The 23960-nt window shown below is 70.5% G+C and carries 20 protein-coding genes; 7 read left to right on the forward strand and 13 right to left on the reverse strand.

Annotated elements, in window-relative coordinates:
• Window positions 1-91: 91 nt before the first annotated feature.
• The 3 genes from ACIHCX_RS25395 to ACIHCX_RS25405 all read left to right on the forward strand — a co-directional run bounded on the left by ACIHCX_RS25395 (window position 92) and on the right by ACIHCX_RS25405 (window position 2971).
• The gene (locus tag ACIHCX_RS25395; RefSeq protein WP_400033166.1) at window positions 92-1093 is read left to right on the forward strand and encodes a hypothetical protein; all 1002 of its coding nucleotides are present in this window, start codon (window positions 92-94) and stop codon (window positions 1091-1093) included.
• Window positions 1094-1286: 193 nt separating this feature from the next.
• A complete protein-coding gene (locus ACIHCX_RS25400) occupies window positions 1287-1937 on the forward strand; it encodes a hypothetical protein (RefSeq protein ID WP_400033168.1) in 651 nt (216 codons plus the stop codon).
• Window positions 1925-2971: a hypothetical protein gene (locus tag ACIHCX_RS25405; RefSeq protein WP_400033170.1), complete on the forward strand. Its 1047-nt coding sequence runs from the start codon at window positions 1925-1927 to the stop codon at window positions 2969-2971. The genes ACIHCX_RS25400 and ACIHCX_RS25405 overlap by 13 nt, the downstream gene beginning before the upstream one ends.
• Before the next feature lie 99 nt (window positions 2972-3070).
• On the opposite strand, the gene ACIHCX_RS25410 is transcribed toward ACIHCX_RS25405, so the two are convergent.
• Window positions 3071-3706, reverse strand: a complete 636-nt coding sequence (locus ACIHCX_RS25410) for a hypothetical protein (protein ID WP_400033172.1) — start codon at window positions 3704-3706, stop codon at window positions 3071-3073.
• A 753-nt stretch (window positions 3707-4459) separates the two neighbouring features.
• Complete coding sequence (locus tag ACIHCX_RS25415) at window positions 4460-4774, reverse strand: WXG100 family type VII secretion target (protein WP_400033174.1); 315 nt, start codon at window positions 4772-4774, stop codon at window positions 4460-4462.
• A gap of 269 nt (window positions 4775-5043) precedes the next feature.
• Between ACIHCX_RS25415 and ACIHCX_RS25420 the strand changes: the two genes are divergently transcribed.
• Both ACIHCX_RS25420 and ACIHCX_RS25425 read left to right on the forward strand, forming a co-directional pair.
• Window positions 5044-9750: an FtsK/SpoIIIE domain-containing protein gene (locus tag ACIHCX_RS25420; RefSeq protein ID WP_400033176.1), complete on the forward strand. Its 4707-nt coding sequence runs from the start codon at window positions 5044-5046 to the stop codon at window positions 9748-9750.
• A gap of 152 nt (window positions 9751-9902) precedes the next feature.
• Window positions 9903-10385, forward strand: a complete 483-nt coding sequence (locus ACIHCX_RS25425; protein WP_400033178.1) for a hypothetical protein — start codon at window positions 9903-9905, stop codon at window positions 10383-10385.
• Here ACIHCX_RS25425 and ACIHCX_RS25430 read toward each other — a convergent pair.
• Both ACIHCX_RS25430 and ACIHCX_RS25435 read right to left on the reverse strand, forming a co-directional pair.
• Entirely contained in the window at window positions 10378-12099 is a 1722-nt protein-coding gene (locus ACIHCX_RS25430) for a protein kinase (protein WP_400033180.1), read from the reverse strand. The two genes, ACIHCX_RS25425 and ACIHCX_RS25430, sit on opposite strands and share 8 nt — an antisense overlap.
• A 42-nt stretch (window positions 12100-12141) precedes the next feature.
• The gene (locus tag ACIHCX_RS25435) at window positions 12142-12990 is read right to left on the reverse strand and encodes a menaquinone biosynthetic enzyme MqnA/MqnD family protein (protein ID WP_400033182.1); all 849 of its coding nucleotides are present in this window, start codon (window positions 12988-12990) and stop codon (window positions 12142-12144) included.
• A gap of 354 nt (window positions 12991-13344) precedes the next feature.
• Between ACIHCX_RS25435 and ACIHCX_RS25440 the strand changes: the two genes are divergently transcribed.
• Window positions 13345-13548, forward strand: a complete 204-nt coding sequence (locus tag ACIHCX_RS25440) for a cold-shock protein (protein ID WP_004984723.1) — start codon at window positions 13345-13347, stop codon at window positions 13546-13548.
• A 261-nt stretch (window positions 13549-13809) separates the two neighbouring features.
• On the opposite strand, the gene ACIHCX_RS25445 is transcribed toward ACIHCX_RS25440, so the two are convergent.
• On the reverse strand, window positions 13810-15762 hold the full coding sequence (locus ACIHCX_RS25445) for an AMP-dependent synthetase/ligase (protein ID WP_400033184.1): 1953 nt from the start codon (window positions 15760-15762) through the stop codon (window positions 13810-13812).
• A gap of 282 nt (window positions 15763-16044) precedes the next feature.
• Here ACIHCX_RS25445 and ACIHCX_RS25450 point away from each other — a divergent pair, with 282 nt between their 5' ends.
• Window positions 16045-16956: a MaoC/PaaZ C-terminal domain-containing protein gene (locus ACIHCX_RS25450; protein ID WP_400033186.1), complete on the forward strand. Its 912-nt coding sequence runs from the start codon at window positions 16045-16047 to the stop codon at window positions 16954-16956.
• 81 nt (window positions 16957-17037) lie between these two features.
• Here ACIHCX_RS25450 and ACIHCX_RS25455 read toward each other — a convergent pair whose 3' ends face one another.
• The 8 genes from ACIHCX_RS25455 to ACIHCX_RS25490 all read right to left on the reverse strand — a co-directional run bounded on the left by ACIHCX_RS25455 (window position 17038) and on the right by ACIHCX_RS25490 (window position 23887).
• Window positions 17038-17349 carry a DUF4229 domain-containing protein gene (locus tag ACIHCX_RS25455; RefSeq protein WP_400033188.1) on the reverse strand — a complete coding sequence of 104 codons (312 nt, stop codon included), beginning with the start codon at window positions 17347-17349 and terminating at the stop codon, window positions 17038-17040.
• A 103-nt stretch (window positions 17350-17452) separates the two neighbouring features.
• Complete coding sequence (locus ACIHCX_RS25460; RefSeq protein WP_400033190.1) at window positions 17453-17977, reverse strand: GNAT family N-acetyltransferase; 525 nt, start codon at window positions 17975-17977, stop codon at window positions 17453-17455.
• Between the two features lie 16 nt (window positions 17978-17993).
• Window positions 17994-18644: a UdgX family uracil-DNA binding protein gene (locus tag ACIHCX_RS25465; protein ID WP_400033192.1), complete on the reverse strand. Its 651-nt coding sequence runs from the start codon at window positions 18642-18644 to the stop codon at window positions 17994-17996.
• Between the two features lie 57 nt (window positions 18645-18701).
• Window positions 18702-19865 carry an aminofutalosine synthase MqnE gene (gene mqnE / locus ACIHCX_RS25470; protein ID WP_400033194.1) on the reverse strand — a complete coding sequence of 388 codons (1164 nt, stop codon included), beginning with the start codon at window positions 19863-19865 and terminating at the stop codon, window positions 18702-18704.
• A gap of 90 nt (window positions 19866-19955) precedes the next feature.
• Window positions 19956-20411, reverse strand: a complete 456-nt coding sequence (locus ACIHCX_RS25475) for an Lrp/AsnC family transcriptional regulator (protein WP_400033315.1) — start codon at window positions 20409-20411, stop codon at window positions 19956-19958.
• Window positions 20412-20511: 100 nt separating this feature from the next.
• Window positions 20512-21183, reverse strand: a complete 672-nt coding sequence (locus ACIHCX_RS25480; protein WP_400033196.1) for a UbiX family flavin prenyltransferase — start codon at window positions 21181-21183, stop codon at window positions 20512-20514.
• A gap of 347 nt (window positions 21184-21530) precedes the next feature.
• A complete protein-coding gene (gene mqnP / locus ACIHCX_RS25485; protein ID WP_400033198.1) occupies window positions 21531-22433 on the reverse strand; it encodes a menaquinone biosynthesis prenyltransferase MqnP in 903 nt (300 codons plus the stop codon).
• On the reverse strand, window positions 22430-23887 hold the full coding sequence (locus ACIHCX_RS25490; RefSeq protein ID WP_400033200.1) for a menaquinone biosynthesis decarboxylase: 1458 nt from the start codon (window positions 23885-23887) through the stop codon (window positions 22430-22432). The genes mqnP and ACIHCX_RS25490 overlap by 4 nt, the downstream gene beginning before the upstream one ends.
• Window positions 23888-23960 lie beyond the last annotated feature (73 nt).

Here is a 23960-nt window from a genome sequence, read left to right on the forward strand (position 1 = left end):
CGCAAAGTCGCGGTTCGGATCACGTGGTACGACCGGTGGTGGTTCGCCCTCGCCGAACGCCGAAAACACCCTTCACCTATCGTGGCGTCCCATGTGGCCAGGAGAGCAGCCGCCAGGGGGCGGGCAGAACCCTCAACAGCCGTCGTCCGGAGGGCAGTCGAACCCGTATCAGCAGCCCGGGTACCAGAGGACCGGTTACCAACAGCCGGGTTCCCAACAGCCCGGTTACCAGCAGCCGAGCCCTTCCCATCAGCAGCCCCCACCGTGGAACGCGCCGACCCTGCCGTCCGAGACGGCGGCACCGCGTCCTCCGGGCGGTGGCGGCCGCAACCGCACCCAGCTCATCGCCGTCCTGGCGGCAGGCGCGATCGTGATCGCCGCGGGCGTGACGGGCTACCTCCTGCTCGGCGGCGGCAAGGACGACGGGGTCGCCCCCGACCCGTCTCCTCAGCAGAGTTCGGCCGACCCGCGGGGCGTGGACACGGACGGCGACGCCGCCACCATCGAGGGCTGGAAGGTCGTGGTCAACCCGGCCGCGGGGATCAAGTTCGACGTTCCACCGGAGTGGGCCCTCCAGTCCACCGACTGGGTCACCTACGTCTCCGACGACAACGACCCGGACGACGAGCCCCTGGTCGCGATGCGCGCCCCCGCCTTCCTCAAGGAGCGGTGGTGCTCCTCGGACGACGACAAGAACGGCACCCTGGAGCACACGCCGCTGGCGGCGGCCGGCTCCCGGGGCAACAACGGTGCCAAGAGCACCGAGGAGATAGCCGGCGCCGACCCGAAGGCCTGGATATACGGGCAGTACACCCAGCCCGACAAGACCAAGGTGACGTCAGGCACCGTCGAACCGTTCACCACGAACTCCGGTCTCAAGGGCAGCCTCGGCACCGCCTGGTCCGCGGGCGTGCAGAAGTCGAAGAAGTGCACCACGGACGGCAAGGCGTGGACCTTCGCCTTCAAGAACGTCCAGGGAGACCTGACCTCCTGGTCGTTCTTCGGCGCGAAGGGCGTGCCGGACGAGGTACCCGACGCGACGGTTCGCAAGATCGCCGCCACGGTACGGACCTACGAGGCTCCGTCCGGCTGATAACCGCAGTCGGCTCGCTCCCTCGCGAACCGGGAGAGTTCCGGCCTCGCAGCAGATCCGTGACATCCGTGACCCTTTGCCCTGCCGAACAGGCAAACCGCCGCGCACATATGAAGCTCCACCTGGCCAACCCTTCGGCCGCATCGCTACTGTCAGTACGCTCGACTGAACTCATTCGTCACGGGGGTCCGCTGTGAAGCGCCGCACTTTGCCAGTTGCTACCGCGCTTGCCGCAACCGCATGCCTGCTGTTGACCGGCTGTGGAGGGGGTGATGGAGCCAAGGGTCAGGACAAGATCGCGGGAGCAGACTCAGCGGACGCCACCGCCTCTTCCTCGCCGAGTCCGTCGTCAGGCGGCGTGGACCGCCCCGACATGAAGCTTCCCGGCGATGTCAAGGAAACCTTCGAGGGCTGGAAGACGGGAGATGCCGCCAAGGACGCGGTGCTGGCCGATGCCGGTAGGGCTCAGACGGCGGTTACGTACGCCGTCACTCAAGGCGACCCCAACTCGCCAGCGCTGGCCTTCTACCAGGCGGGAACCGCGCTCCCCGGCAGCCAGGACTGGGTGAAGTCGATCGTAGACGCCGACCTCACCTACTCGGGGTCGGTTCGCTATTACGCCGTGAAGATCAGCCTGTTCGACAAGACGTCCGCCGGCGTTTCCTACTGTGCCGACGAAACCAAAGCGTTCAACAAGAACCGCAAGACCCAGAAGGTCGACAGAGTCCCGCCCACCAATGACTCCTACGTGCTGTACAGCACCCGTCTGGAGTTGAACAGCCACGGCGTGTGGCAGACCACGAAGCTCGAATCACAACGGGGGAACAAGGCGTGCACAGCCTGAGAGACAGGCGCGGATGGCTCGCCCTGGGCGCGACTGCCTGTGCGCTCGCGCTCGTGCCGGGCACGGCGTTCGGGTGGGGCACTCCCGGCAAGTCGAACGGCCAGAAGGCCACCACCAGCGGCTCCCGGGACGGCACCAGCATCGTCTCCAGGGTGACCTACAGCGGTTCCACCGCCGGAGCCAAGAGCAGCGGCATCGGCAACGTGGCCCCGGTGGGCGACTGGTCTCCCCCGGCCTGCTGGTACGAGCCCAGATCTGCCGAGGAGTTCGCGAAGTACGTAGAGGGCGTGTACAGCGACACCATCAACACGCCGGGGCAGCACAGCTACGCCAAGACCGCGGTCGGCATGTTCCGGGACGACTACAAGGACGGCACCTACAAGAACTACAACCTCGACAAGAAGGACAAGGGCAACTGGTGGGTGGCCGTCGTCGACGAGAACCGCTGGATGGAACCTGAGGCCCAGGCCTGCAACAAGCAGCCCTTCTGGGTGGTGAACGGAGACACACCACCAGTCGACAACGCGGTAACCCCGCAGATCCTCGCCGAACTCGCCTACAACCGCATTCAGTTACCGACCACGGAGGTCTCACTCGCCCCCGAGGCCACCACCAAGGTGAACCTGCCCACTTGGGCCTGGTTGGACAGCGCCAAGTTCAAGGACGTCTCGGTGACTGCCTCCCTGGCCGTCGGCGCACTGAACATACAGGCGACCACCACCGCGAGGCCCGTCTCCCTCAAGCTCGAACCGGGCACCTCCGACGCCGAGACCTACCCCCCTTCGGGCGAGTGCACGCTCAACGGCGACCACTCGATCGGTGAGCCCTACGCCAAGGGCAAGGCCAACCAGACCCCACCGTGCGGCATCAAGTACCTGCGGTCCTCGGGCGGCACAACCTACAGGCTGAAGGCAACCATCACCTGGCGAATCAACTGGACCGGCACGGGCGGAGCCGGGGGAGACCTCCCCGACGGCACCTTCGGCAACGAACAGGCCGTCACTGTCCAGGAGATCCAGGCCATCAATCGCTGATTCACCAGCGGGAGGAAACAGATCCCCCGCGCGCGAGCCCTTGGCAAGCGAGTCCTGCTCTCTCGTTCTATGTGGTCCTTCCGAGCTGCCTAGGCTGCTTCACGCAACCTGATGCTGTTCCTCAGTGAAGCGAAGGCTTCGCAGCAGGTCGGCCATGATCGGGGCGTAGCACTTCTGCCAGTGAGTCACCTGAGGTGTGGAGAAGGCCATCAGACACATGCGTCGTTGGCCTCCGCCTGCCGTTGGGACGGGGATCATCGTGTGGAACTGGGCCGTGAGCACCTCAGTCTCCTCACCGGTCGGGGAGAACGCAGGAGGAAGCAGGTAGCTGTGTCCCCCAGTGAGGACGGCAACCTGCCCGCACGGGCTATCGATCAGGGAACCGCTCCAGCCGCTTCCTCGGGTTGCCAGGACGCCTCGCAGAGTGCCCCGCGCCGCTACGGCAGCATCATCGCCGTAGCAGTAGTCCACGACTGCGACGGCAAGTGAGCCCAAGGAGACCTCACCCTCAAAGGAATGCAGGCAGTTGGCTGCATACACCGCACCAGAGTTTTTGAGAAACCGCGAAACCCTCTGTAGCCTCCGAGCCAATTCGGACAACGCCTCGGGATCGGTCGCTGCGGCGACAGACCCGTATGCTGCTCGGGCGTTCACCTCCGCCCAGGCCGCGTCAAAGTCCATGTCCAGTGACACTTCCTGAAACTCGGCCGGAACCGAAAAATCGACCCGCATCATCCCGCACCCCCTTCGTCGGAGCGGCGGTCCCGGCTTCCAGGAAGGGGCGGCGGCGGTGGGGGTCCCACCTGACCGGCCCGTTGTTGATCGTGGAGGTCCACCAGTCGCCGATTCCTCTCGTACCAGCGTTTCATCCACCTTGGAGTGAGGACAGCGGTCAGCCCCAATGGGAAGCCGAAGAGCGCCATGGCGAGGGCAGCACCTGGGCTCTCACGCAGCGTCCAAGCGAGGGCGAAGCACCCAACACTGAGCAGAGCAAGGACAACCGCGAACCCCACCACCCCGTTGGCCTCATATGCCGCGACCCCGCGTCGCTTCGCCGCTATATCGACGGCCGAGATCTGCCGCGTCGTCCCGGCTTGCGGAGCCATAGCAGTCCATTGCTGCAAAAGGGGACCTCCAGCGAGCAGTCGCTCTTTGGCCTGCTGTGCTCGTTGGCGAGCCACCGGGTTGTCATTCCTGACAAAGAGCAGGCGAATCGTGCTCTTACTCGACATCTCAGTCGCCTGAAGCGCTGCATGGCGTTGAAGGTACACGTCCGGGAAGGCTCTTTGCCTCGCCCCGAGAGTTGGCGAGACCAGTCACGCCGCTGGCCTCATTAAATGTGATCGTCTCATCGGCGCAGAAATGGACGCTGGTGCTGTACTGATAATCGCAACCCTTATAGGCGCCGGCCAGCCTCCCTGCGGAAAACCAGCAAGGGTGCGGTCGGGCGCAGCTCGTGCGCCCCACCGCACCCCGGTGACCCGAAGGTCACTTACCCCGCTGGCTCCGTGCCAGTTCCTCGTCCAGGTTTTCGTAGGCTTCCTTGGCCTTCGTCAGGAACTCGGAGAGGCCGTGGAGGCCGTGGATGGTCTTCACGGCGCCCTTGGCGAACTCCTTCATGGAGTCCTCGTAGGCTCCGGAGGCCTTCTGAGTGGTGAAGCCGTTGTCCACCAGCTGCTTGACCCGCTTCTCGACGGACTTGATCTTGTCCTCGAGGTGGTCCATGTCCTTGAGAAGGTCACTCGCGGCCTTCTCCATCTCCGAGTAAGTAAGGTCTGCACCCTTGTTGCCGGCCTTGCCCATGACGGCTCCCTCCCGTTTTGCTGCCGCAGGGACTTCCCCCGTGGCTCTGTGGCGCGGATGCGTCGACCGCATCGGCCGGCAGCCCTCGCCCGGCCGTCCGCATGCGCAAAGATCTTACGGGTGGGGCCCGTGGCGATACAGGGATGTCAGTTGGAGGAACCGTGAACCGGTGCACATCCCGTTGCGCCGGGGAACCGCCGGACGGCTAAGGTCACTTCGACTGTGTTCTGCGCTCCGGGGGTGGCCCGAGCACTGCGAGGAGGACGAGTGTGCGCCTGAGTCTGACCGTCGTCGACCCGCTCGGCGGCACCAGTGCCGACGTCGTACTCGACGCCGATCCGGAGTCGTCGGTCGGCGACGTCACCCGAGAGCTGGCCGAGCACCTCGGGCTCGGCGGCGGAGCGCAGATCATCTCCCTCGCGGGGCACCAGCAGGGGGCCGGGCACGGACCCGGCGGGGCCCCGCAGGCCTACGTCGACGGCTATCCCCTCGATCCCGGCGCCACCGTCGTCGGGTCACCGCTGCGCGAGGGCGCCGTCGTCAGCCTGCACGATCCCGCGGGCTGCCAGCTCGGAGAGCCCACCGGCATCGTCGAGTTCCGGGTGGCCGGCGGGCCCGGGGCCGGGGCCGTGCACCGGCTCGGTGTGGGGCGGTACGACATCGGCAGCGGGACCACCGCGCACCTGCGCCTCGACGACCCCGAACTCGCCGGCCGCGCGGCCACCTTGTCCATCGCCATCGACGGCACCTGCGAAGTCACCCTCCGCGGCGAGCACAGCACCGACGCCAAAGACTCAAAAGAGTCGGAAGGGTCCAGGGAATCCAAGGGCTCCAAGGGCTCCAAGGACAGTAAAGGCGGCAAGGGCAGTAAGGGCGGTCAGGGCAGCAACAGCGTCTCGGCGGAGAAGCGTCGCGAGGAGAAGGACGGCGTCCGGCTCGACGGTGAGGACTTCGACGGGGGCGACTGGCCCCTCGGCGCGCAGCTCGCGGTCGGCAACAGCCTGCTGGAGATCACCCGTTACGGCCCGCCGAACGCGGCCCTGAAGTGGTCGGACGACGGAGCCGGCCTCGACTACAACCGGCCTCCCCGGCTGCGCCCGGCCGAGCGCCAGACGCACTTCGCGCTGCCCAGTCCGCCCGGCGAGTACGAGGCACGCCCGCTGCCGTGGCTGATGGCGTTGACGCCGCTGGTGGGTGCCATCGTCTCGGTCGTGATCTTCGGCCGCTGGTACTACATGATCATGGCCCTGCTGAGCCCGCTGATACTCGTCGCCAACCACTTCATGGACAAGAAGCAGGGGCGCAAGTCCCATGCGAAGCAGGTCAAGGAGTACAAGGAGCACAAGGAGCGGATCGAGGAGGAGGCCCGGGAGGCGCTGCGCACGGAGCGGCTCGACCGAAGGAACGCCATCCCCGACCCGGCCGCCGTCCTCACCTTCGCCACCGGCCCCCGTACCCGGCTGTGGGAGCGCCGCCGCACCGACGCCGACCACCTGCTGATCCGTGTCGGCACCGGGCGGGTGCGCTCCGAGGTCGTCCTCGACGACCCCGAGCAGGACGAGCACAAGCGCCAGGTCACCTGGCGCATCGAGGACTCGCCGGTCGCGCTGCCGCTGAAGGACCTCGGCGTCGTCGGCATCGCCGGGCCCGGTGACTCCGCGCAGGCGCTGGGCAGATGGACCGTCGCGCAGACCGCGGTGCTGCACAGCCCCCTGGACGTGCAGTTCTACGTCCTCACCGAGAACGACGCGCACTCCCGCTGGGACTGGGTGCGCTGGCTGCCGCACTCCCGCCCCTCGAGCGGTCAGGACGTCAACGTACTGGTAGGGACCGACTCCGAGACCGTCGGCGCCCGCGTGGGTGAGCTGACCCAGTTGCTGGACGCCCGGCAGAAGGTGCTGAAGGAGAAGGGCAGCCGGAGTGACGGGCCGGCCTTCTCCGACCCCGACATCGTCGTGGTCTGGGACGGATCCCGGCGGCTGCGCTCACTGCCCGGGGTGGTGCGGCTGCTGCGCGAGGGGCCGGCCGTCTCCCTGTTCGCGATCTGCCTCGACGAGGAGGAGCGGTTCCTGCCGGGCGAGTGCCAGGCGGTCGTGCTGGCCGAACCGCGCCGTACCGACGACGACACCGGCGTCCCGGCTTCCGCCCCCCAGACCGCCGTCGGCGGCTTCCCCTCCTTCCAGGCCTGGCACCAGACGGCGCAGCCGGGAGAGCAGGCCACCGAGACAGCCCCCGAACTGCGGCTGCGCGTGGAGCAGACCGCTGCCCGGCGGCGGCGGGACGTGCGGCCCGACTTCGTCTCGCCGGCCTGGTGCGCACGGGTGTCCCGCTCCCTTTCGTCGCTGCGCGACATCAGCGGCGAGACCGAGGACTCCGCACTGCCGTCCGCCAGCCGGCTGCTCGACGTGCTGCAACTCGAGCCGCCCACGCGGGACGGGATCACCGCGCGCTGGCGGGCGGGCGGGCAGTCGACGATGGCGGTCATCGGCGAGTCGTACGACGGCCCGTTCGGCATCGACCTGCGGCGCGACGGCCCGCACGGTCTGATCGCCGGTACCACCGGTTCCGGAAAGTCGGAGCTGCTCCAGACCATCGTGGCGGCGCTCGCGGTGGCGAACACGCCCGAGAACATGACGTTCGTGCTCGTCGACTACAAGGGCGGCTCGGCGTTCAAGGACTGTGTGAAGCTGCCGCACACCGTCGGCATGGTCACCGACCTCGACGCGCACCTCGTCGAGCGTGCCCTGGAGTCGCTGGGGGCCGAGCTGAAGCGGCGCGAGCACATCCTCGCCGCCGCCGACGCCAAGGACATCGAGGACTACCAGGACCTGGTGCGCCGGGATCCGTCGCATGCGTCCGTGCCCCGACTGCTCATCGTCATCGACGAGTTCGCGTCCATGGTGCGCGACCTGCCGGACTTCGTCACCGGCCTGGTCAACATCGCCCAGCGCGGCCGCTCCCTCGGCATCCACCTGCTGCTGGCCACGCAGCGGCCCAGCGGTGTGGTCTCCCCCGAGATCCGCGCCAACACCAACCTGCGCATCGCGCTGCGCGTGACCGACGCCGGCGAGTCCACGGACGTCATCGACGCTCCCGAGGCCGGGCACATCTCCAAGAGCACACCGGGCCGTGCGTACGTCCGTCTGGGGCACGCCTCCCTGATCCCCTTCCAGTCCGGCCGTGTCGGCGGACGCCGGCCCGGCGCGGCCGACCCGCAGGCGCTGGCCCCCTGGGCGTCCCCGCTGAGCTGGGAGGGCCTGGGCCGCGCGGCGCTGCAGAAGCCCAAGTCCGAGGCGCGTGAGGACGACGAGATCACCGACCTGAAGGTGCTGGTGGACGCCGTGCGGGAGGCCAACCAGGTGCTCGGCGTCCCCGCCCAGCACTCCCCCTGGCTGCCTGCCCTGGAGGAGACCCTGCTCCTGGACGACATTCCGGCGGTGCGGGCCCAGGGTGCGCTGCCCGCCGCCCCGTACGGCATGGAGGATCTGCCCGCCGACCAGGCCCGCCGCCCGGTGGCCGTGGACTTCGCCACCTTCGGGCACCTGCTCGTGGGCGGCGCGCCGCGCACCGGCCGCTCGCAGCTGCTGCGCACCATCGCCGGCTCGCTGGCCCGGACGCACTCCTGCGCCGACGTCCACCTGTACGGCATCGACTGCGGCAACGGCGCCCTGAACGCGCTGACCCGGCTGCCGCACTGCGGCGCGGTCGTGGGACGCAACCAGGTGGAGCGAGTCGTCCGGCTCTTCACGCGGCTGACCGGCGAACTCAACCGGCGTCAGGACCTACTGGCCGAGAAGGGCTTCGCCGACATCGGCGAGCAGCGGGCCGCGGTCGCCGAGGACGAGCGGCTGCCGCACATCGTGCTGCTGCTCGACCGCTGGGAGGGCTGGCTGCCCACCCTGGGCGAGCACGACCACGGGGACCTGACCGACCAGGTCTTCGCGATGATGCGCGAGGGCGCGAGCGTGGGCCTGCACGTGGTGCTCACCGGTGACCGGCAGGTGCTGGCGGGACGGATCTCCTCCCTGACGGAGGACAAGTACGGTCTGCGGCTCGCGGACCGCGGCGACTTCTCGATGCTCGACATCAACGCCCGCAAGGTGCCCGAGGAGATCCCCCCGGGCCGGGCCTTCCGCGCCGAGACCGCCGCGGAGACGCAGTTCGCGCTGCTGTGCGAGGACACCACCGGTCAGGGACAGGCGGCCGCGCTGATCTCCATCGGCGACGCGGCGGCGGCCCGGGACGCGGACGTGCCGCGCTCCCGGCGGCCGTTCCGGGTGGACGTCCTGCCCAGCCGGATCTCCTTCGCGGACGCCTGGGCGATGCGCGACCCGGCCACGACGTCCTCGCCGCTGTGGGCTCTGGTGGGTGTCGGCGGTGACGAGCTCACCGCGTTCGGGCCCGATCTGGCCGAGGGCGTGCCGGCGTTCGTGATCGGCGGTCCGGCCAAGTCGGGCCGCAGCACGGTGCTGATGAACTTCGCGCGGTCCTACCTCGCCCAGGGCGTCCGTCTGGTCGTCGCGGCCCCGCGCCAGTCGCCGTTGCGCGAACTGGAGGGTAAGGAAGGCGTGTTGAAGGTCTTCACCGGCCGCGACATCGACGAGGACGAGCTGGAGGAGGCCGTCGGGCCGGCCACGCCCGAGCAGCCGATCGTCATCCTGGTCGACGACGCGGAGGTGCTGGACGACTGCGACGCGGAGGACGTCTTCAAGCGCATCGTCGAGCGCGGCGGCGAGGAGGGCCTGGCCGTCGTCATCGCCGGTGACGAGGAGGAGATCTGCGACGGCTTCTCCGGCTGGCAGGTCGACGCGAAGAAGGCCCGCCGCGGCATCCTGCTCTCCCCGCAGGACAGTTCCGCGGGCGACCTGATCGGTATCCGCACGACCCGCAGCATGGTCGGCGACCCGATCGCCCCGGGCAAGGGGATGCTCCACCTGGGCAGCGGTGAGCACATGACCGTGACGACGCCGGTGTAACGGGCGGCATGAGCGCGGGATCGGCGAAACCGAAGCGCCGGAAGGCCACGGCAGCGGCTCTGCACTACGAGCACCGGCGGGGACGGCCGGACGGAGCGGAGACGGACAGGAGTGACGGGTCGTGCGGAGCCGCGTGCCTGAGTGCGGTCGTGATGGCCGCGCTCCTGGTGCTTCCGGCCGTCGCGGCATACGCCTGGGGCGAGAAGGTGTGGGGTGGGCTCGCCCCCGCCTGGCCCGGCGGCGGTTACGGCTTCGCCGCCACGGTGGGCGCCATGGTGCCGCTCGCGCTGGCCGCGCTGATCGCCCCCTTGACCCGCATGGACTGGAGGAGGAGCAAGGCACGCACGCTCGGCTGGGCGGCCGCCGCGCTGCCAGGGCTGGTCTGGGGTGAGGCGATCGCCGTGGTGATCGCGGGCGTCATGCGGCCCAAGCACCGACGGGACTGGGACTCCGCCTGTTATGCCGAGGGCGGCACCTGCTGGATCCACGTGCGTTACCCGTTCATCTGGGCCGCCGGACTGGTCACGACGCTGACCATGTCGGCGATCCTGGTCGTCCTGATCGTCAAGTACGTGGTCAAGGACGACACAGCAGACGGCGAGAGCGACGACGCCCCTTCCCCCGCCGCTACTTGACCTTCGACAGCCGAGCCCGTGGGTTCCCCTCCGCCGAGCTGTCCGCCGCGTACGTGAGGTCGTCGCCGGCCGGGGTGAGGCGGACCGTGTGCGGGGCGGGGTCGCAGCCCGCGTGGTTGGTCTTCGCGCCCCGGGAGACGGTGACCAGCTGGGTGCTCGTCACCTGCTTCAGGGTGAGTACGTCGTCGCAGACGCCGCCGAGCTGGTCCGTCTGCCGGAGGGTGCCCAACTCCTCGCCCACGGCGGCCTGGTGGACGGTCAGCCGGAAGTCGCCGAGGGGCAGGGCGCCGTCGAGTGCGGTGCCCTGGCCCTCCCAGGTGCCGAGGTAGCGGGCGGGGACGGGGGAGGCGGTGGCGGTCGGCCCGGTGGAGTGGTGGTCGCCGCTCGCGGTGGCGGCCGGTGTCGACGCCCCGCCCGCGCCGTCGCCGCGGTCGGCCCGGAACGGGAACAGCCACAGCGAACCGACGGTCACCGCCGCCAGCGCGCCCGCGACCGCGAGGACCACGGTGCAGCTCAGGCGGCGGCCCCGGTCGCCCGCGCCGGGTGCCGCGCCGCCGGTCACGGTGAGGGAGAACCGGCCGGGACCGGAGGCCGGTGCGGTGGTCCCGTGCGGGGGTGCCTCCTCCGGGCCGGAGCGGGTGGGGGGCAGCGCGGCCTCCATGAGAGGTGGCGGGCCGAAGGCGCCGCCGGGTACGGCTTCCGCGGGTTTTTGGGGTGCACCGGTGGCGTCCGGGGCGGTGCCGGGTACCGAGGCCCTGCTGAACCCCAGCGGACCTGACGCCGGCTGAGGTGGCGCCTCCGCCTCCGTCGCCGTCGCCGTCGCCTCCAGGTTCAGCAGGGACACGGCGCTGCGGCTGACCTGTTCGACCAGGCGGGACGGGAGCCAGCCGGCCGCGACCAGGCGGGAGGCGCCCTCGGGGGCGAGGCGGCGGGCCACCTCGCCGGGGCCGGGCCGGACGCCGGGGTCCTTGGCCAGGCAGGCAGCGGCCAGGTCCCGCAGATCTCCTGCCAGGGTGCCCAGTTCGGGTTCCTCGTGGACGACCTGGTACAGGAGGGCCGCCGAGGAGTCGCCCCGGAACGGGGGCTCGCCCGTCGCGGCGTACACCAGCACCGCGCCCAGGGAGAAGACGTCGGCCGTGCCCGTGACGCCCTTGCCGAGGATCTGCTCGGGCGACATGTAGCCGGGCGAGCCGACCGAGACACCGGTCGAGGTCAGGGAGGCGGTGCCGTCGGTGGCACGGGCGATGCCGAAGTCGATCAGCAGCGGGCCGTCGAGCGTGAGCAGCACGTTGGACGGCTTCACGTCCCGGTGCACCAGGCCCAGTTCGTGCACCGCCGCCAGCGCCTCGGCCAGGCCTGCCCCCAGTACCCGTACGCAGTGTTCGGGCAGCGGGCCGGCGTCCGCGACCGCCGCGGCGAGGGAGGGGCCGGCCGCGTAGGCGGTGGCCACCCACGGCACCGGCGCCCCGGGGTCGGCGTCCAGGACCGGTGCGGTCCAGGCGCCGCCCACCCGGCGCGCGGCCTCGACCTCGCGGCGGAACCGGGCGCGGAACTCCCTGTCGAGCGCGAAGTGCGGGTGCACGATCTTCACCGCGACCGTGCGGCCGCCCGCGCTGCGGCCCAGATAGACACGGCCCATGCCGCCGGAGCCCAGCCGGCCGAGCAGCCGGTAGGGACCCACGGTGGCGGGCTCGTCGGCTTCCAGCGGCTGCATGGCGTGTCCCCTCCCCCGTACGCCTCACAGCAGGGTAGTGCGCTACCGCCGCAGCAGCTCCACCTTCACGTCCGCCGGGAAGCCGGTCGTCGGGCCGACGCGCCGGGCGAACTCGGCCACCGCGGCCACCTGCGGGTCGCCGAAGCTGAAGTCGAGGGTGGTGAAGTACTGCTCCAGGACCTCCTGGTCGAAGGCCTCCCAGCGGGCCGCCTGCTCGGCGGCCTTGCCGACCTCCTCCAGAGACAGGTCGCGGGAGGCCAGGAAGGCCTCGTGCACCTTGCGGGTGATGAGCGGCTCGCGCTCGGCGTAGTCGCGCCGCGCCGCCCAGATCGCGAAGACGAACGGCAGTCCCGTCCACTCCTTCCACAGCTGCCCGAGGTCGTGCACGTCGAGTCCGTAGCGCGGGCCGTCGTGGAGGTTCGCGCGCAGGGCGGCGTCGCCGATGAGCACCGCCGCCTCCGCCTCCTGCATCATCAGGCTCAGGTCGGGCGGGCAGGTGTAGTAGTCGGGGGTCACCCCGTAGCGCTCGGCCAAAAGCAGCTGGGCGAGGCGGACGGAGGTGCGGGAGGTCGACCCGAGGGCGACCCGGGCGCCGTCGAGCCGGTCCAGCGGGACCTGCGAGACGATCACGCACGACATCACCGGGCCGTCGCAGCCGACGGCGATGTCGGGGAAGGCGACCAGCTCGTCCGCGTGCTTGAGGAACTCGACGAGGGTGATCGGCCCGATGTCGAGTTCTCCCCGCACGAGCCGCTCGCTGAGCTTCTCCGGGGTGTCCTTCGTCAGCTCGAGGTCGAGGAGCGTGCCGGTTCTCGCGAGCCCCCAGTACAGGGGCAGGCAGTTGAGGAACTGGATGTGGCCGACGCGCGGCCGGTTGCGAGAATTGTCCACATCGGGAGGCTAGACCCTGCGGGCCGCGCTCCCCCCGCCGCCCCCACCGCCCCGGGGCCCCGATTGGCGCAGTCCCCGCCATCCTTCTGTGAGGCCCCGCCGATCCCCCTGCGTCAACCTCTCACCAGAACCTTCAAACATCCGAGTGAAGTGATCTTGACCTCTATTGCATTCGGCTGCCTACATGCTAGGCTCGCCAGCAAGTTGCAGTTTGGTTTCCCTTGCAGTACAGAGCCTGCGGAGCATGTGACCGCGGGCTCTGGTCGTTTTCAGACGTATGCAGTTGTGCGGCGATTTCGTTATCACACTTGCAGGTTCTGGAGCAGGGCGACCCTTTGAGCCCAAGGAGGGCTTATGGCTACCGGAACCGTGAAGTGGTTCAACGCCGAAAAGGGCTTTGGTTTCATCGCCCAGGAAGGCGGCGGCCCCGACGTCTTCGTCCACTACTCCGCAATCAACGCGACCGGTTTCCGCTCCCTCGAAGAGAACCAGCAGGTGAGCTTCGACGTCACTCAGGGTCCGAAGGGCCCGCAGGCGGAGAACGTCACCCCGGTCTGAGCGTTCTCGCGCAGTATCCGATCTGAGTGCAGTACCCAAGGAGCCCCGCGCCGTCCGGCGACGGGGCTCCTGCCTTTCCCGGCCAGGGTGGCCGAACCCCGACATACCGCCCGGTGAATTCCCGGCGAACTCTTTCCGGGGCATCGCCGGAATCGGACACTCCGGAAACGAATGCCGCGCCGCTCCCGGGAATGACCGGAGCGAGGCAAAGGCCGCGGCGGCCGTGCGGGGGCGCCGCGGCGGTCAGCCCCCTTGTGGACGCTATGCGTACAGCCCCTCGACCTCCCGCGCGAAGTCGCGCAGGATCGCCTCCCGGCGCAGCTTCATCGTCGGGGTCAGGTGCCCCGCCCGTTCCGTGAAGTCCACGGGCAGGACGGTGAAGCGGCGGATGGACTCGGGACGGGAGACGAGTTCGTTCGCCTCGTCCACGGCGCGTTGCAGGACCGCCGCCAAGTCCGGGTCGTCGACGAGGAGTTCCGCGGGGACGGGATGCCTTCCGTTCATCCGGCGCCAGTGGGTGACGCCTTCCATGTCCAGGGTGATCAGGGCGGAGACGTAGGGGCGGCGGTCGCCCAGCACCATGCACTGGGAGATCAGCGGGTGGGCGCGGAGCCAGTTCTCCAGGGGGGCCGGGGCGACGTTCTTGCCGCCCGCGGTGATCAGGACCTCCTTCTTGCGGCCCGTGATCGTCAGGTAGCCGTCGTCGTCCAGGCGGCCGATGTCGCCCGTCGGGAACCAGCCGTCGTGCGTCGCCGGCACCACCCCGCCCGCGTGCGGGTTCCAGTAGCCGCGGAGGATCTGGCCGCCGGCCAGCAGTACCTCGCCGTCCGCCGCGATGCGCACCCGTGTGCCGGGCAGCGGCCAGCCGACCGTGCCCAGGCGGGGTTTCTGCGGGGGCGTGACCGTGGCCGCGCCCGTCGACTCGGTCAGGCCGTAGCCCTCGTAGACCTCGACGCCGGCACCCTCGTAGAACGCGGCCAGGCGGCGGCCCAGCGGGGAGCCGCCGCAGATGAGGTACCGCAGGCGGCCACCGAGGGCGGCCCGGATGCGGCGGTAGAGGAGGGCGTCGTAGAAGGCACGGGCCGCCTTCAGGGCGCGGCTGGGACCGGGGCCGCTGCCGTGCCGGCGGGCCTCGACCGCCTCGCCGTAACGGCAGGCCACCTGGGCCGCGCGGTCGAAGGACACCACCCGGCCGCCGCGCTCGGCGGTGGCGCGCGCGTTGTTGTACACCTTCTCCAGCATGTACGGGATGGCCAGCAGGAACGTCGGCCGGAAGCCCGCCAGGTCCTCCAGCAGGTCCTCCGACTTCAGGCTCGGCGCGTGGCCCAGCCGGACGCCCGCGCGGACGCAGGCCACCGCGACCATGCGGCCGAAGACGTGGGAGAGGGGCAGGAAGAGCAGCGTCGAGGCCTCCTCCGACGTCCTCGCCTTGAAGGCCGGGTAGAGGACCTCGATGGCGTTGTCGACCTCCGCGAGGAAGTTGCCGTGGCTCAGCGCGCAGCCCTTGGGGCGGCCGGTCGTGCCCGAGGTGTAGACGAGGGTGGCGAGCGTGTCGGGCCCGAGGACGCCCCGGCGCACGTCGACCTCCTGGTCCGGGACGCCCGCGCCGCACTCCGCCAGGCGGTCGAGGTGGCCCCTCTCCATGACCCACACGTGGCGCAGGTCCAGCAGGCGCTCGCGCTCCGGGCCGAGGGCCGCGGCCTGCCGGACCGTCTCCGTCACCAGGACGACCGCGCCGGAGTCCTGGAGGATCGAGCGGGTCTGGAAGACGGAGGACGTCGGATAGACGGGGACCGTGACCAGACCGGCGGCCCAGGCGGCGAAGTCCAGGAGGGTCCACTCGTACCTGGTGCGCGCCATGACCGCGATCCGGTCGCCCGGCGCCAGGCCCTCCGCGATCAGGCCCTTGGCCATCGCCAGCACCTCGCCGGCGAACTGCGCGGCGGTCAGGTGCGTCCAGCCGCCGCCGGTGTCCCGGCGGCTGAGTACCCGGCGCTCGGGGTCCGCGCTCGCGTTCTCGAACGGCAGGTCGGCCAGCGAGCCGTGCGTCACCGGCGCCACCAGCGGCGGGACGTACGCCTCGCGCACCTCGCCGTCCAGTCGGCGGGTCTGCGGTGCCACGAACGCCGGGCCCGCGTCGGGGTCGTAGTCGAACCCCGACGCCGGCGACGCGCCCGGGCCGGGGGACGACGAGGACGAGTACGAGAGGGGCATGGCGGCTCCTGGGACCTGCGGCTGCGCGCCGCTCTGCTGCGGTGATACGCGCCGCGCTCACCGGTCGTTCACCGGGGTGCGCGCTCTGAGGTGTTACCGCCGGTTGCCAAAGGAATCGTACGGGGCCGGGATGGCGAGTGCGTGCGGGTTCGGGAAGGGTCCGGAGACGGTCCGGGGCCGGGGCCGTGTACTCCCCCGATCTCCCGGGGCCCCCGGCCCGACGTAGGATTACCTCCGGTAACCTGCGGTGGGGCAGGGAGGGTGACCCCTGGGGAGAGGGACATGGCCGACCACGTCGTGGGCTTCGCCCGCACCGCGTCCACGCGGGACCTCCGCCTGACGACTGCTCTGGTCCGCGGCGCCCTGCGCTCCCCCTTCAAACGGCCCCGCCCGGACGCCCCCTTCCCCCGCACCCGGCTCGTGCTGCCCTCCGTCCGCGTCGACCTCGCGCGGCTGGCCGCCTACGAGCGGGTGTGCGGCTTCGCGGCCGGCGACGACGCGCTGCCGATCACCTATCCGCACGTACTGGGCTTTCCGGCCGCCATGAGCCTGATGAGCGACGGGGGCTTCCCGCTGCCGCTGCTCGGGCTGGTGCACACCTCGGTCACCCTCACCCGGCACACCGCCCTGTCCGCCACGGACGCCTACGAACTGAGCGTGCACGTGGCCGGGTTGGCACCGCACCGGCGCGGCACGGAGGCCGCCGTCGTCACCGTCCTCAGGACGGCGGGCGGGGACGTCGTAGGGGAGTCGACGAGCACGTACCTGGCCCGCCACCGCACCGACGGGCCCGCGCCCGGGCCCGCGCGGCGGGAACACCGAGCCCTGCCCGCCGTCGCCGAGTGGTGCCTCGGACCGGACGTGGGGCGGCGCTACGCGGCCGTCTCCGGGGAGCGCAATCCGATCCACCTCCACCCGCTCACCGTCCGGCTGTTCGGCTTCCCGCGGGCGATCGCGCACGGCATGTGGACCGTCGCCCGCTGCCTCGCCGCCCAGGGCACCCCCGCCGCCGCCCTGGTCCGGGCCCGGTTCGGATCCCCGGTGCTGTTGCCGGGCACGGTCGTCCACGCGGCCGACACCCTCGGCCACTTCGAGCTGCGCGACACCTCCGGGATGGAGGTCCCCCCGCTCGAGCGAAGGCGAGAGTGGGGGAGGGTCCACCTGACGGGCCAGGTGCTTCCACCGCCCGCGTGAGCGCCGTCGGGGGCGTGGTGGCCCTCATGCACTCCGGCGCGGACCGCCCGGGTCAGCCCACCGGCCGGATCAGAACGTCAGTCAGGACGTCGACCCCTGGGCCTGCTCCTGGGACCGCAGCCGGTCGTCGGCGAGGTCCTCCTGGCCCGCGTTGGCCTCGAAACCCGCCTTCATGCGGTCCACCCGCTCGGCCACCTGCACCGACGCGCGATCCCGCTCCTTGCGCAGGACGACGAAACTGATCGGGGCCGAGAGCACCAGGGCGAGCGTGGCGATCCACAGGCCGTTGGAACCCCCGAGGCCGCGCGGGGCGAGGCCGGAGTAGACGAGGCCCCAGACGACCAAGAGGCAGCCCACGAAGATCCCGAGGCGCATCAGCGTGTAGCGGAGCATCTCAATCCACTCTTCCCGTTCCGAAGGTTCCCAAAGGGGCACCGTCCAGTGAAGCACGCCGAACGCGGGATCCCGCAGGCGGGTGCCAAGCACCGGTAAAGCCTCAGGTCAGCGGAAGAAGCATGATCACGTCGTCCCGGTCGTCGCCCGGCTCGACGCGGATGGCGCCGGGCACCCGTCCGACCTCCTTGTAGCCGCAGGAGGCGTAGAACCGCTCCAGGCCGAGCCCGCCGCGGCAGGCGAGCCGGATCGCCTCGATGCCCGGGAAGCCGCGGGCCGCGTCCGCGGCGGCCGCCAGTAGGTCCCGTCCGTAGCCCCGGCCCTGGTGGCGCGGGTGCACCATCACCGTGTAGAGCCAGAGCCAGTGCGTCATCAGCCGGTGGGTGTTGAAGGTCAGGAAGGCGGTGGCGGCCACCCGCCCCTCCTCGTCGTGGCCGACCAGCAGCCGGGCGCGATCCTCGGCCAGCACCAGGAACTGCTTGACCAGTTCCGGACGTATCTCCTCCCGCGTCACGGGCGGCAGGAAACCGACCGCTCCGCCGGCGTTCGTGACGTCGGTCCACAGGTCGAGGATGCCGTCGCGCAGGGCCGGGTCGACGGTGGGGTCAAGGGTGAAAGTAAGGGGCATTGGGCGATGGTATCTATTACATCAGGGCGCGCGCAGCCACTTTCAGGTCGGAGACCAGCCCCCGGTACGCGGCTTCCCGGTCGTCCGCGCGCAGCACGGACGAGGGGTGCACGGTCGGCACCAGCCGCTCCTGGCGCCCGTGGATCTCCTCCTCCAGCACCGTCCCGCGCACCTCGGTCACCCGGAACGAGGAGCCCAGCAGCGCCTTGCCGGCCGTCGCCCCCAGGACCACGATCAGCTCGGGCTCCACGAGCCTGAGTTCGGCCGCGAGCCAGGGTCCGCACGCCACCGTCTCGCGCAGGCTGGGCGCCTTGTGGATACGGCGCTTGCCGGGCGCGGACCGGGTGAACTTGAAGTGCTTGACCGCGTTGGTGACATACGTCCCGCCCGGGTCGATGCCCGCCTCGGCCAGCGCCCGGTCAAGGAGCTTCCCCGCGGGCCCGACGAAGGGCCGGCCCCGTCGGTCCTCCTGGTCCCCGGGCTGCTCGCCGACGAGCATGACCCTGGCGTCGGTGTCCCCGGCGCCGAACACGGTCCGGGTGGCGTCCCGGTGCAGCGGGCAGCCCCGGCAGCCCGCGGCCGCCTCGCGCAGGGCGGCCAGGTCCGCGTGCTCGGGGACGAAGGGCGCGGCGGTGTAGGCGTCCTCGGGTGCCTTGGTGGTGGCCATGCCGGGCGGGTACCCGCCCGGCCCGGGACGTCACGGGGGTGCGCCGAACGCGCCGGCTCAGACGCGCATCGGCTGCGGCGACTCGCGGCGCGCCGGGTCCGGGCCGTCGTACTCGCGGATGATCTCGTAGCGCGTGTTGCGCTCCACCGGGCGGAACCCGGCGTCGCGGATCAGGTCCAGCAGGTCCTCGCGGGTCAGCTTGTTCGGGGTGCCGTAGTTGTCCGCGTCATGCGTGATCTTGTACTCGACGACCGAGCCGTCCATGTCGTCCGCGCCGTGCTGGAGCGCGAGTTGGGCGGTCTGCACGCCGTGCATCACCCAGAACACCTTGACGTGCGGGACGTTGTCGAAGAGCAGCCGCGAGACGGCGAAGGTCTTCAGCGCCTCCGCGCCCGTCGCCATGGTGGTACGGGCCTGGAGGCGGTTGCGGACCTTGCCGTCCTGCATGTCGACGAAGTCGTGCTGGTAGCGCAGCGGGATGAAGACCTGGAACCCGCCGGTCTCGTCCTGGAGTTCACGCAGCCGCAGCACGTGGTCCACGCGGTGGCGGGGCTCCTCGATGTGCCCGTAGAGCATGGTGCACGGGGTCTTCAGGCCCTTCTCGTGCGCCAGCCGGTGGATGCGCGACCAGTCCTCCCAGTGGGTGCGGTGGTCGACGATGTGCTGCCGGACCTCCCAGTCGAAGATCTCCGCGCCGCCGCCGGTCAGGGACTCCAGGCCGGCGTCGATCAGCTCGTCGAGGATCTCGGAGGCGGACAGCCCGGAGATCGTCTCGAAGTGGTGGATCTCGGTGGCCGTGAACGCCTTCAGGGACACGTTCGGCAGCGCGGCCTTCAACTCGCGCAGGGAGCGCGGGTAGTAGCGCCACGGCAGGTTCGGGTGCAGGCCGTTGACGATGTGCAGCTCGGTGAGGTTCTCCGACTCCATCGCCTTGGCCAGCTTCACGGCCTCCTCGATGCGCATCGTGTACGCGTCCTTCTCGCCCGGCTTGCGCTGGAAGGAGCAGTACGCGCAGGACGCGGTGCACACGTTCGTCATGTTGAGGTGCCGGTTGACGTTGAAGTGCACCACGTCGCCGTTCTTGCGGGTGCGCACCTCGTGGGCGAGACCGCCGAGCCACGCCAGGTCGTCCGACTCGTACAGCGCGATGCCGTCCTCACGGGTCAGGCGCACACCCGCCCTGACCTTCTCCTCCAGCTCGCGCTTGAGCCCGACGTCCATGCCTCTACCTCTTTCCTGAAGACTGCGACCACCGTACTCCGCCACCCTCCGGGCGAAGGCGCCCCCGAAGGGCGCTCCGCGCCCGGACGATCACACCTGTTCGGGCAGCTCGCCCACCCGGTTCTCCCACTTCGTGGACAGCACGATGGTGGTGCGGGTCCGGGAGACGCCCTTGGTTCCGGACAGCCGACGGATGATGCTCTCCAGTCCGTCGACGTCCGGGGCGCGCACCTTGAGCATGAAGGAGTCGTCGCCGGCGATGAACCAGCAGTCCTCGATCTCGGAGAGGTCCTTCAGCCGCTGCGCCACGTCCTCGTGGTCGGCGGCGTCGGAGAGCGAGATGCCGATCAGGGCGGTGACGCCGAGACCGAGTGAGGCGGAGTCCACCGTGGCGCGGTAGCCGGTGATGACGCCGGCCGCCTCCAGCCGGTTGATGCGGTCGGTGACACTCGGTCCCGACAGGCCGACGAGGCGTCCCAACTCCGCATAGGAGGCCCGGCCGTTCTCCCTCAGGGCCTGGATGAGCTGCCTGTCCACCGCGTCCATGCGATCGAAGCCTTCCACTGAAGAGATCCGACGAGAGATCTGAAGAAAGTTCCTGAAGTGTCGAGTGGTACTGGTCCTGCTGGAGAACACCGCGCGGCACTCACGCGGGCCGGGAGCCGCCCAGTTCGCCCTCCCAGCGACGGTAGAGACGGTGGGGCACGCCCACCGCGTCCAGGGCCCGGCCGGCGACGAAGTCCACGAGGTGCTGGATGTGCGTCGCCCCGGCGTAGAAGGCGGGCGAGGCGGGCAGAACGGTGGCGCCCGCGTCGTCCAGCGCCACCAGGTGCCGCAGCGTCCGACCGTTCAGCGGGGTCTCCCGTACGGCCACGACCAGCGGCCTGCCCTCCTTGAGGGTCACGCTCGCCGCCCGTTGCAGCAGGTCCTTGGACAGCCCGAGGGCGACGCCCGCCACACAGGCCGTCGAGGCGGGCACGATCAGCATGCCCTTCGCCGGGTACGACCCCGAGGACGGCCCGGCCGCCAGGTCACCGGCGCTCCAGTGCCGCACCCCGGTGAGGTCCACGTCGAACGTGCCGGGCTTGCCGTCGGCGCCGAGGGACAGCCAGGCGCGCAGGTCGTCCCGCCAGTGGGCGTCCCGGAAGGAGATGCCGGTCTCGTCGAGCAGGGTGAGCCGCGAGGCCCGGCTGACCACCAGGTCGACGCTCTGTCCGGCGTCGAGCAGCGCACGCAGTACAGCGGCCGCATACGGCGTGCCGGACGCTCCGGACACCCCCACGATCCAAGGCGCGCGCTGCGTTTCTCCTGCGTTCACGCGGCTAGCCTACCGGCGGGGCGTGGCGGGCTCAGGTCCGGCTCGTACTCGCCGCGGTTCTCGGCCTCCGCCGCTGCCGGGACGGGGGCAGTGGCGGTTCGTCAGGTCGCCGGGGAACGTGTCCTCCGGCTGCCCGTATTCATCGAATCCGTTCTCCTCGGATCCGGTCCCCTGCCCTGCGATCGGGCCCGCCGCGCGGGACGCGGTCGGACGGGTTCGGGGGGTTGAGCTGCGCGGCCGGCAAGGCGGCGAGAGCGAGGGGGCGGACCACAGCCGTAGCCCTTCCTGTGCGGCGGATCCCGTCGTCCCGCGTGGCCGGGGAGTCCACGCCGCCGCACCCCGACGCTCTACACCGTCAGCCCCCGCACCAGCAGATCGAGCAGCGCGCACACGAAGAGCGCGATGCCGATGAACCCGTTGACGCTGAAGAACGCCCGGTTGAGGCGGGACAGGTCGTGCGGCCGGACGATCGTGTGCTCGTAGACGAAGGCGCCCGCGACGACGACCAGGCCCAGCCAGAAGAAGGCGCCGGCGCCGGTGGCGAGGGCGTACCAGACGAACAGCGCGGTGGTGACGAGGTGGCAGGCCCGTGCTCCACGGATGGCGGCGGGGACGCCGAAGCGGGCCGGGACCGACTTCACGCCGACCTCGCGGTCGGTCTCCACGTCCTGGCAGGCGTAGATGAGGTCGAAGCCGCCGATCCAGACGCCGACGGCCAGGCCCAGGATCACCGCGTCCCAGGACCAACTGCCGGAGATCGCCAGCCAGCCGCCGATCGGGCCCATCGCCTGGGCCAGGCCCAGGATGGCCTGCGGGAAGTTCGTGAACCGCTTGCCGTAGGGGTAGACCACCATCGGGACCACCGCGATGGGGGCGAGCGCCAGGCAGAGCGGATTGAGCAGGGCCGCTGCGGCCAGGAACACGACGAGCGCGACGAGCGCGCCCGTCCAGGCGTGCCGCACCGACATCGCGCCGGTCACCAGTTCGCGGTGCGCGGTGCGCGGGTTACGGGCGTCGATCTCCCGGTCGATGATCCGGTTGACCGCCATCGCGAACGTGCGCAGCCCCACCATCGCCACGGTGACGAGCAGCAGCCTGCCCCAGTGGATGGTCCTGTCCCACTCGTACATCGCGGTCAGGGAGGCGATGTAGGCGAAGGGCAGCGCGAAGATCGAGTGCTCGATCATGACCAGGCGCAGGAAGGCCTTGGTGCGTCCCGGTTGCGGGATCGCGGCGGACGCCGAGCTCACAGGCCGTACTCCTTCCAACGGCGGTCCACCAGGGCCGCCGTGTCGGGGTCCGAGAGGACCATCTCCGGCCACCCGCCGTCCCGCGTGTAGCCCTCCTCGGGCAGTTTCCTCGTCGCGTCGATGCCCGCCTTGCCGCCCCAGAACTGCTGGTAGGAGGCGTGGTCGAGGTGGTCGACGGGGCCCTCCACGACTGTGAGGTCGCGGGCGTAGTCCGTGTTGCCGAGGGCCCGCCAGGCGACCTCGTGCAGATCGTGCACGTCGCAGTCGGCGTCGACGACCACGATCAGCTTGGTCAGCGACATCATGTGTGCCCCCCAGATGGCGTGCATCACCTTCTGGGCGTGCTTGGGGTACTTCTTGTCGATCGAGACGATCGCGCAGTTGTGGAAGCCGCCCGCCTCGGGCAGGTGGTAGTCCACGATGTCCGGGACGATGATCTTCAGCAGGGGAAGGAAGAAGCGCTCGGTGGCGCGGCCGAGCGGTCCGTCCTCCGTCGGGGGGCGGCCCACGACGATCGACTGGAGCAGCGGCCGCCTGCGCATCGTCACGCAGTCGATGGTCAGCGCCGGGAAGGGCTCCTGCGGGGTGTAGAAGCCGGTGTGGTCGCCGAACGGCCCCTCGGGCAGCATCTCGCCGGGCTCCAGCCAGCCCTCCAGGACGACCTCGGCGTGCGCCGGGACCTGGAGCGGAACGGTCTTGCAGTCGACCATCTCGATCCGCCGGCCCGCGATGAACCCGGCGAACAGGTACTCGTCGATGTCGCCGGGGAGGGGAGCGGTCGAGGCGTAGGTGACGGCCGGGGGGCAGCCGAAGGCGATCGCCACGGGCAGCCGCTCGCCGCGCCGGGCGGCGACCTGGTAGTGGTTGCGGCTGTCCTTGTGGATCTGCCAGTGCATGCCGATGGTGCGCTTGTCGTGGCGCTGGAGGCGGTACAGCCCGAGGTTGCGGATGCCGCTCTCCGGGTCCTTGGTGTGGGTGAGTCCCAGGTTGAAGAAGGAGCCGCCGTCCTGGGGCCAGGTGAAGAGGGCCGGCAGGGCGTCGAGGTCGACGTCGTCGCCGTGCAGGACGACCTCCTGCACGGGTGCGCTGTCGGACTTCACCTTCTTCGGCGGTACGTGCGTCATCGCGCCGAGCTTGCCGAACGCCTCGCGCACGCCCACGAAGCCGTGCGGCAGCTCGGGCCGCAGCAGCCCGCCGATCCTGTCGGAGATCTCGCCGTACGACTTCAGGCCGAGGGCCTTCAGCAGCCGCCGGTCGGTCCCGAAGACGTTCATGGCCAGCGGCATGGCCGAGCCGCGCACGTTCTCGAAGAGCAGCGCGGGGCCGCCGGACTTCTGCACCCGGTCGACGATCTCACCGACCTCCAGATGCGGGTCGACCTCGGCCTTGATGCGCTTGAGGTCGCCCTCGCGCTCCAGCGCCCTGAGCAGGGAACGAAGATCGTCGTACGCCATGGGGTCCAGTATCCCCGAGCGGCTACCCTGGCCCCGTCACGGGGCCGGTGCAGGGCCCCTCCGCCGCTTTCCA

This window comes from Streptomyces sp. NPDC052043 (assembly GCF_044548235.1).
GTDB lineage: Bacteria > Actinomycetota > Actinomycetes > Streptomycetales > Streptomycetaceae > Streptomyces.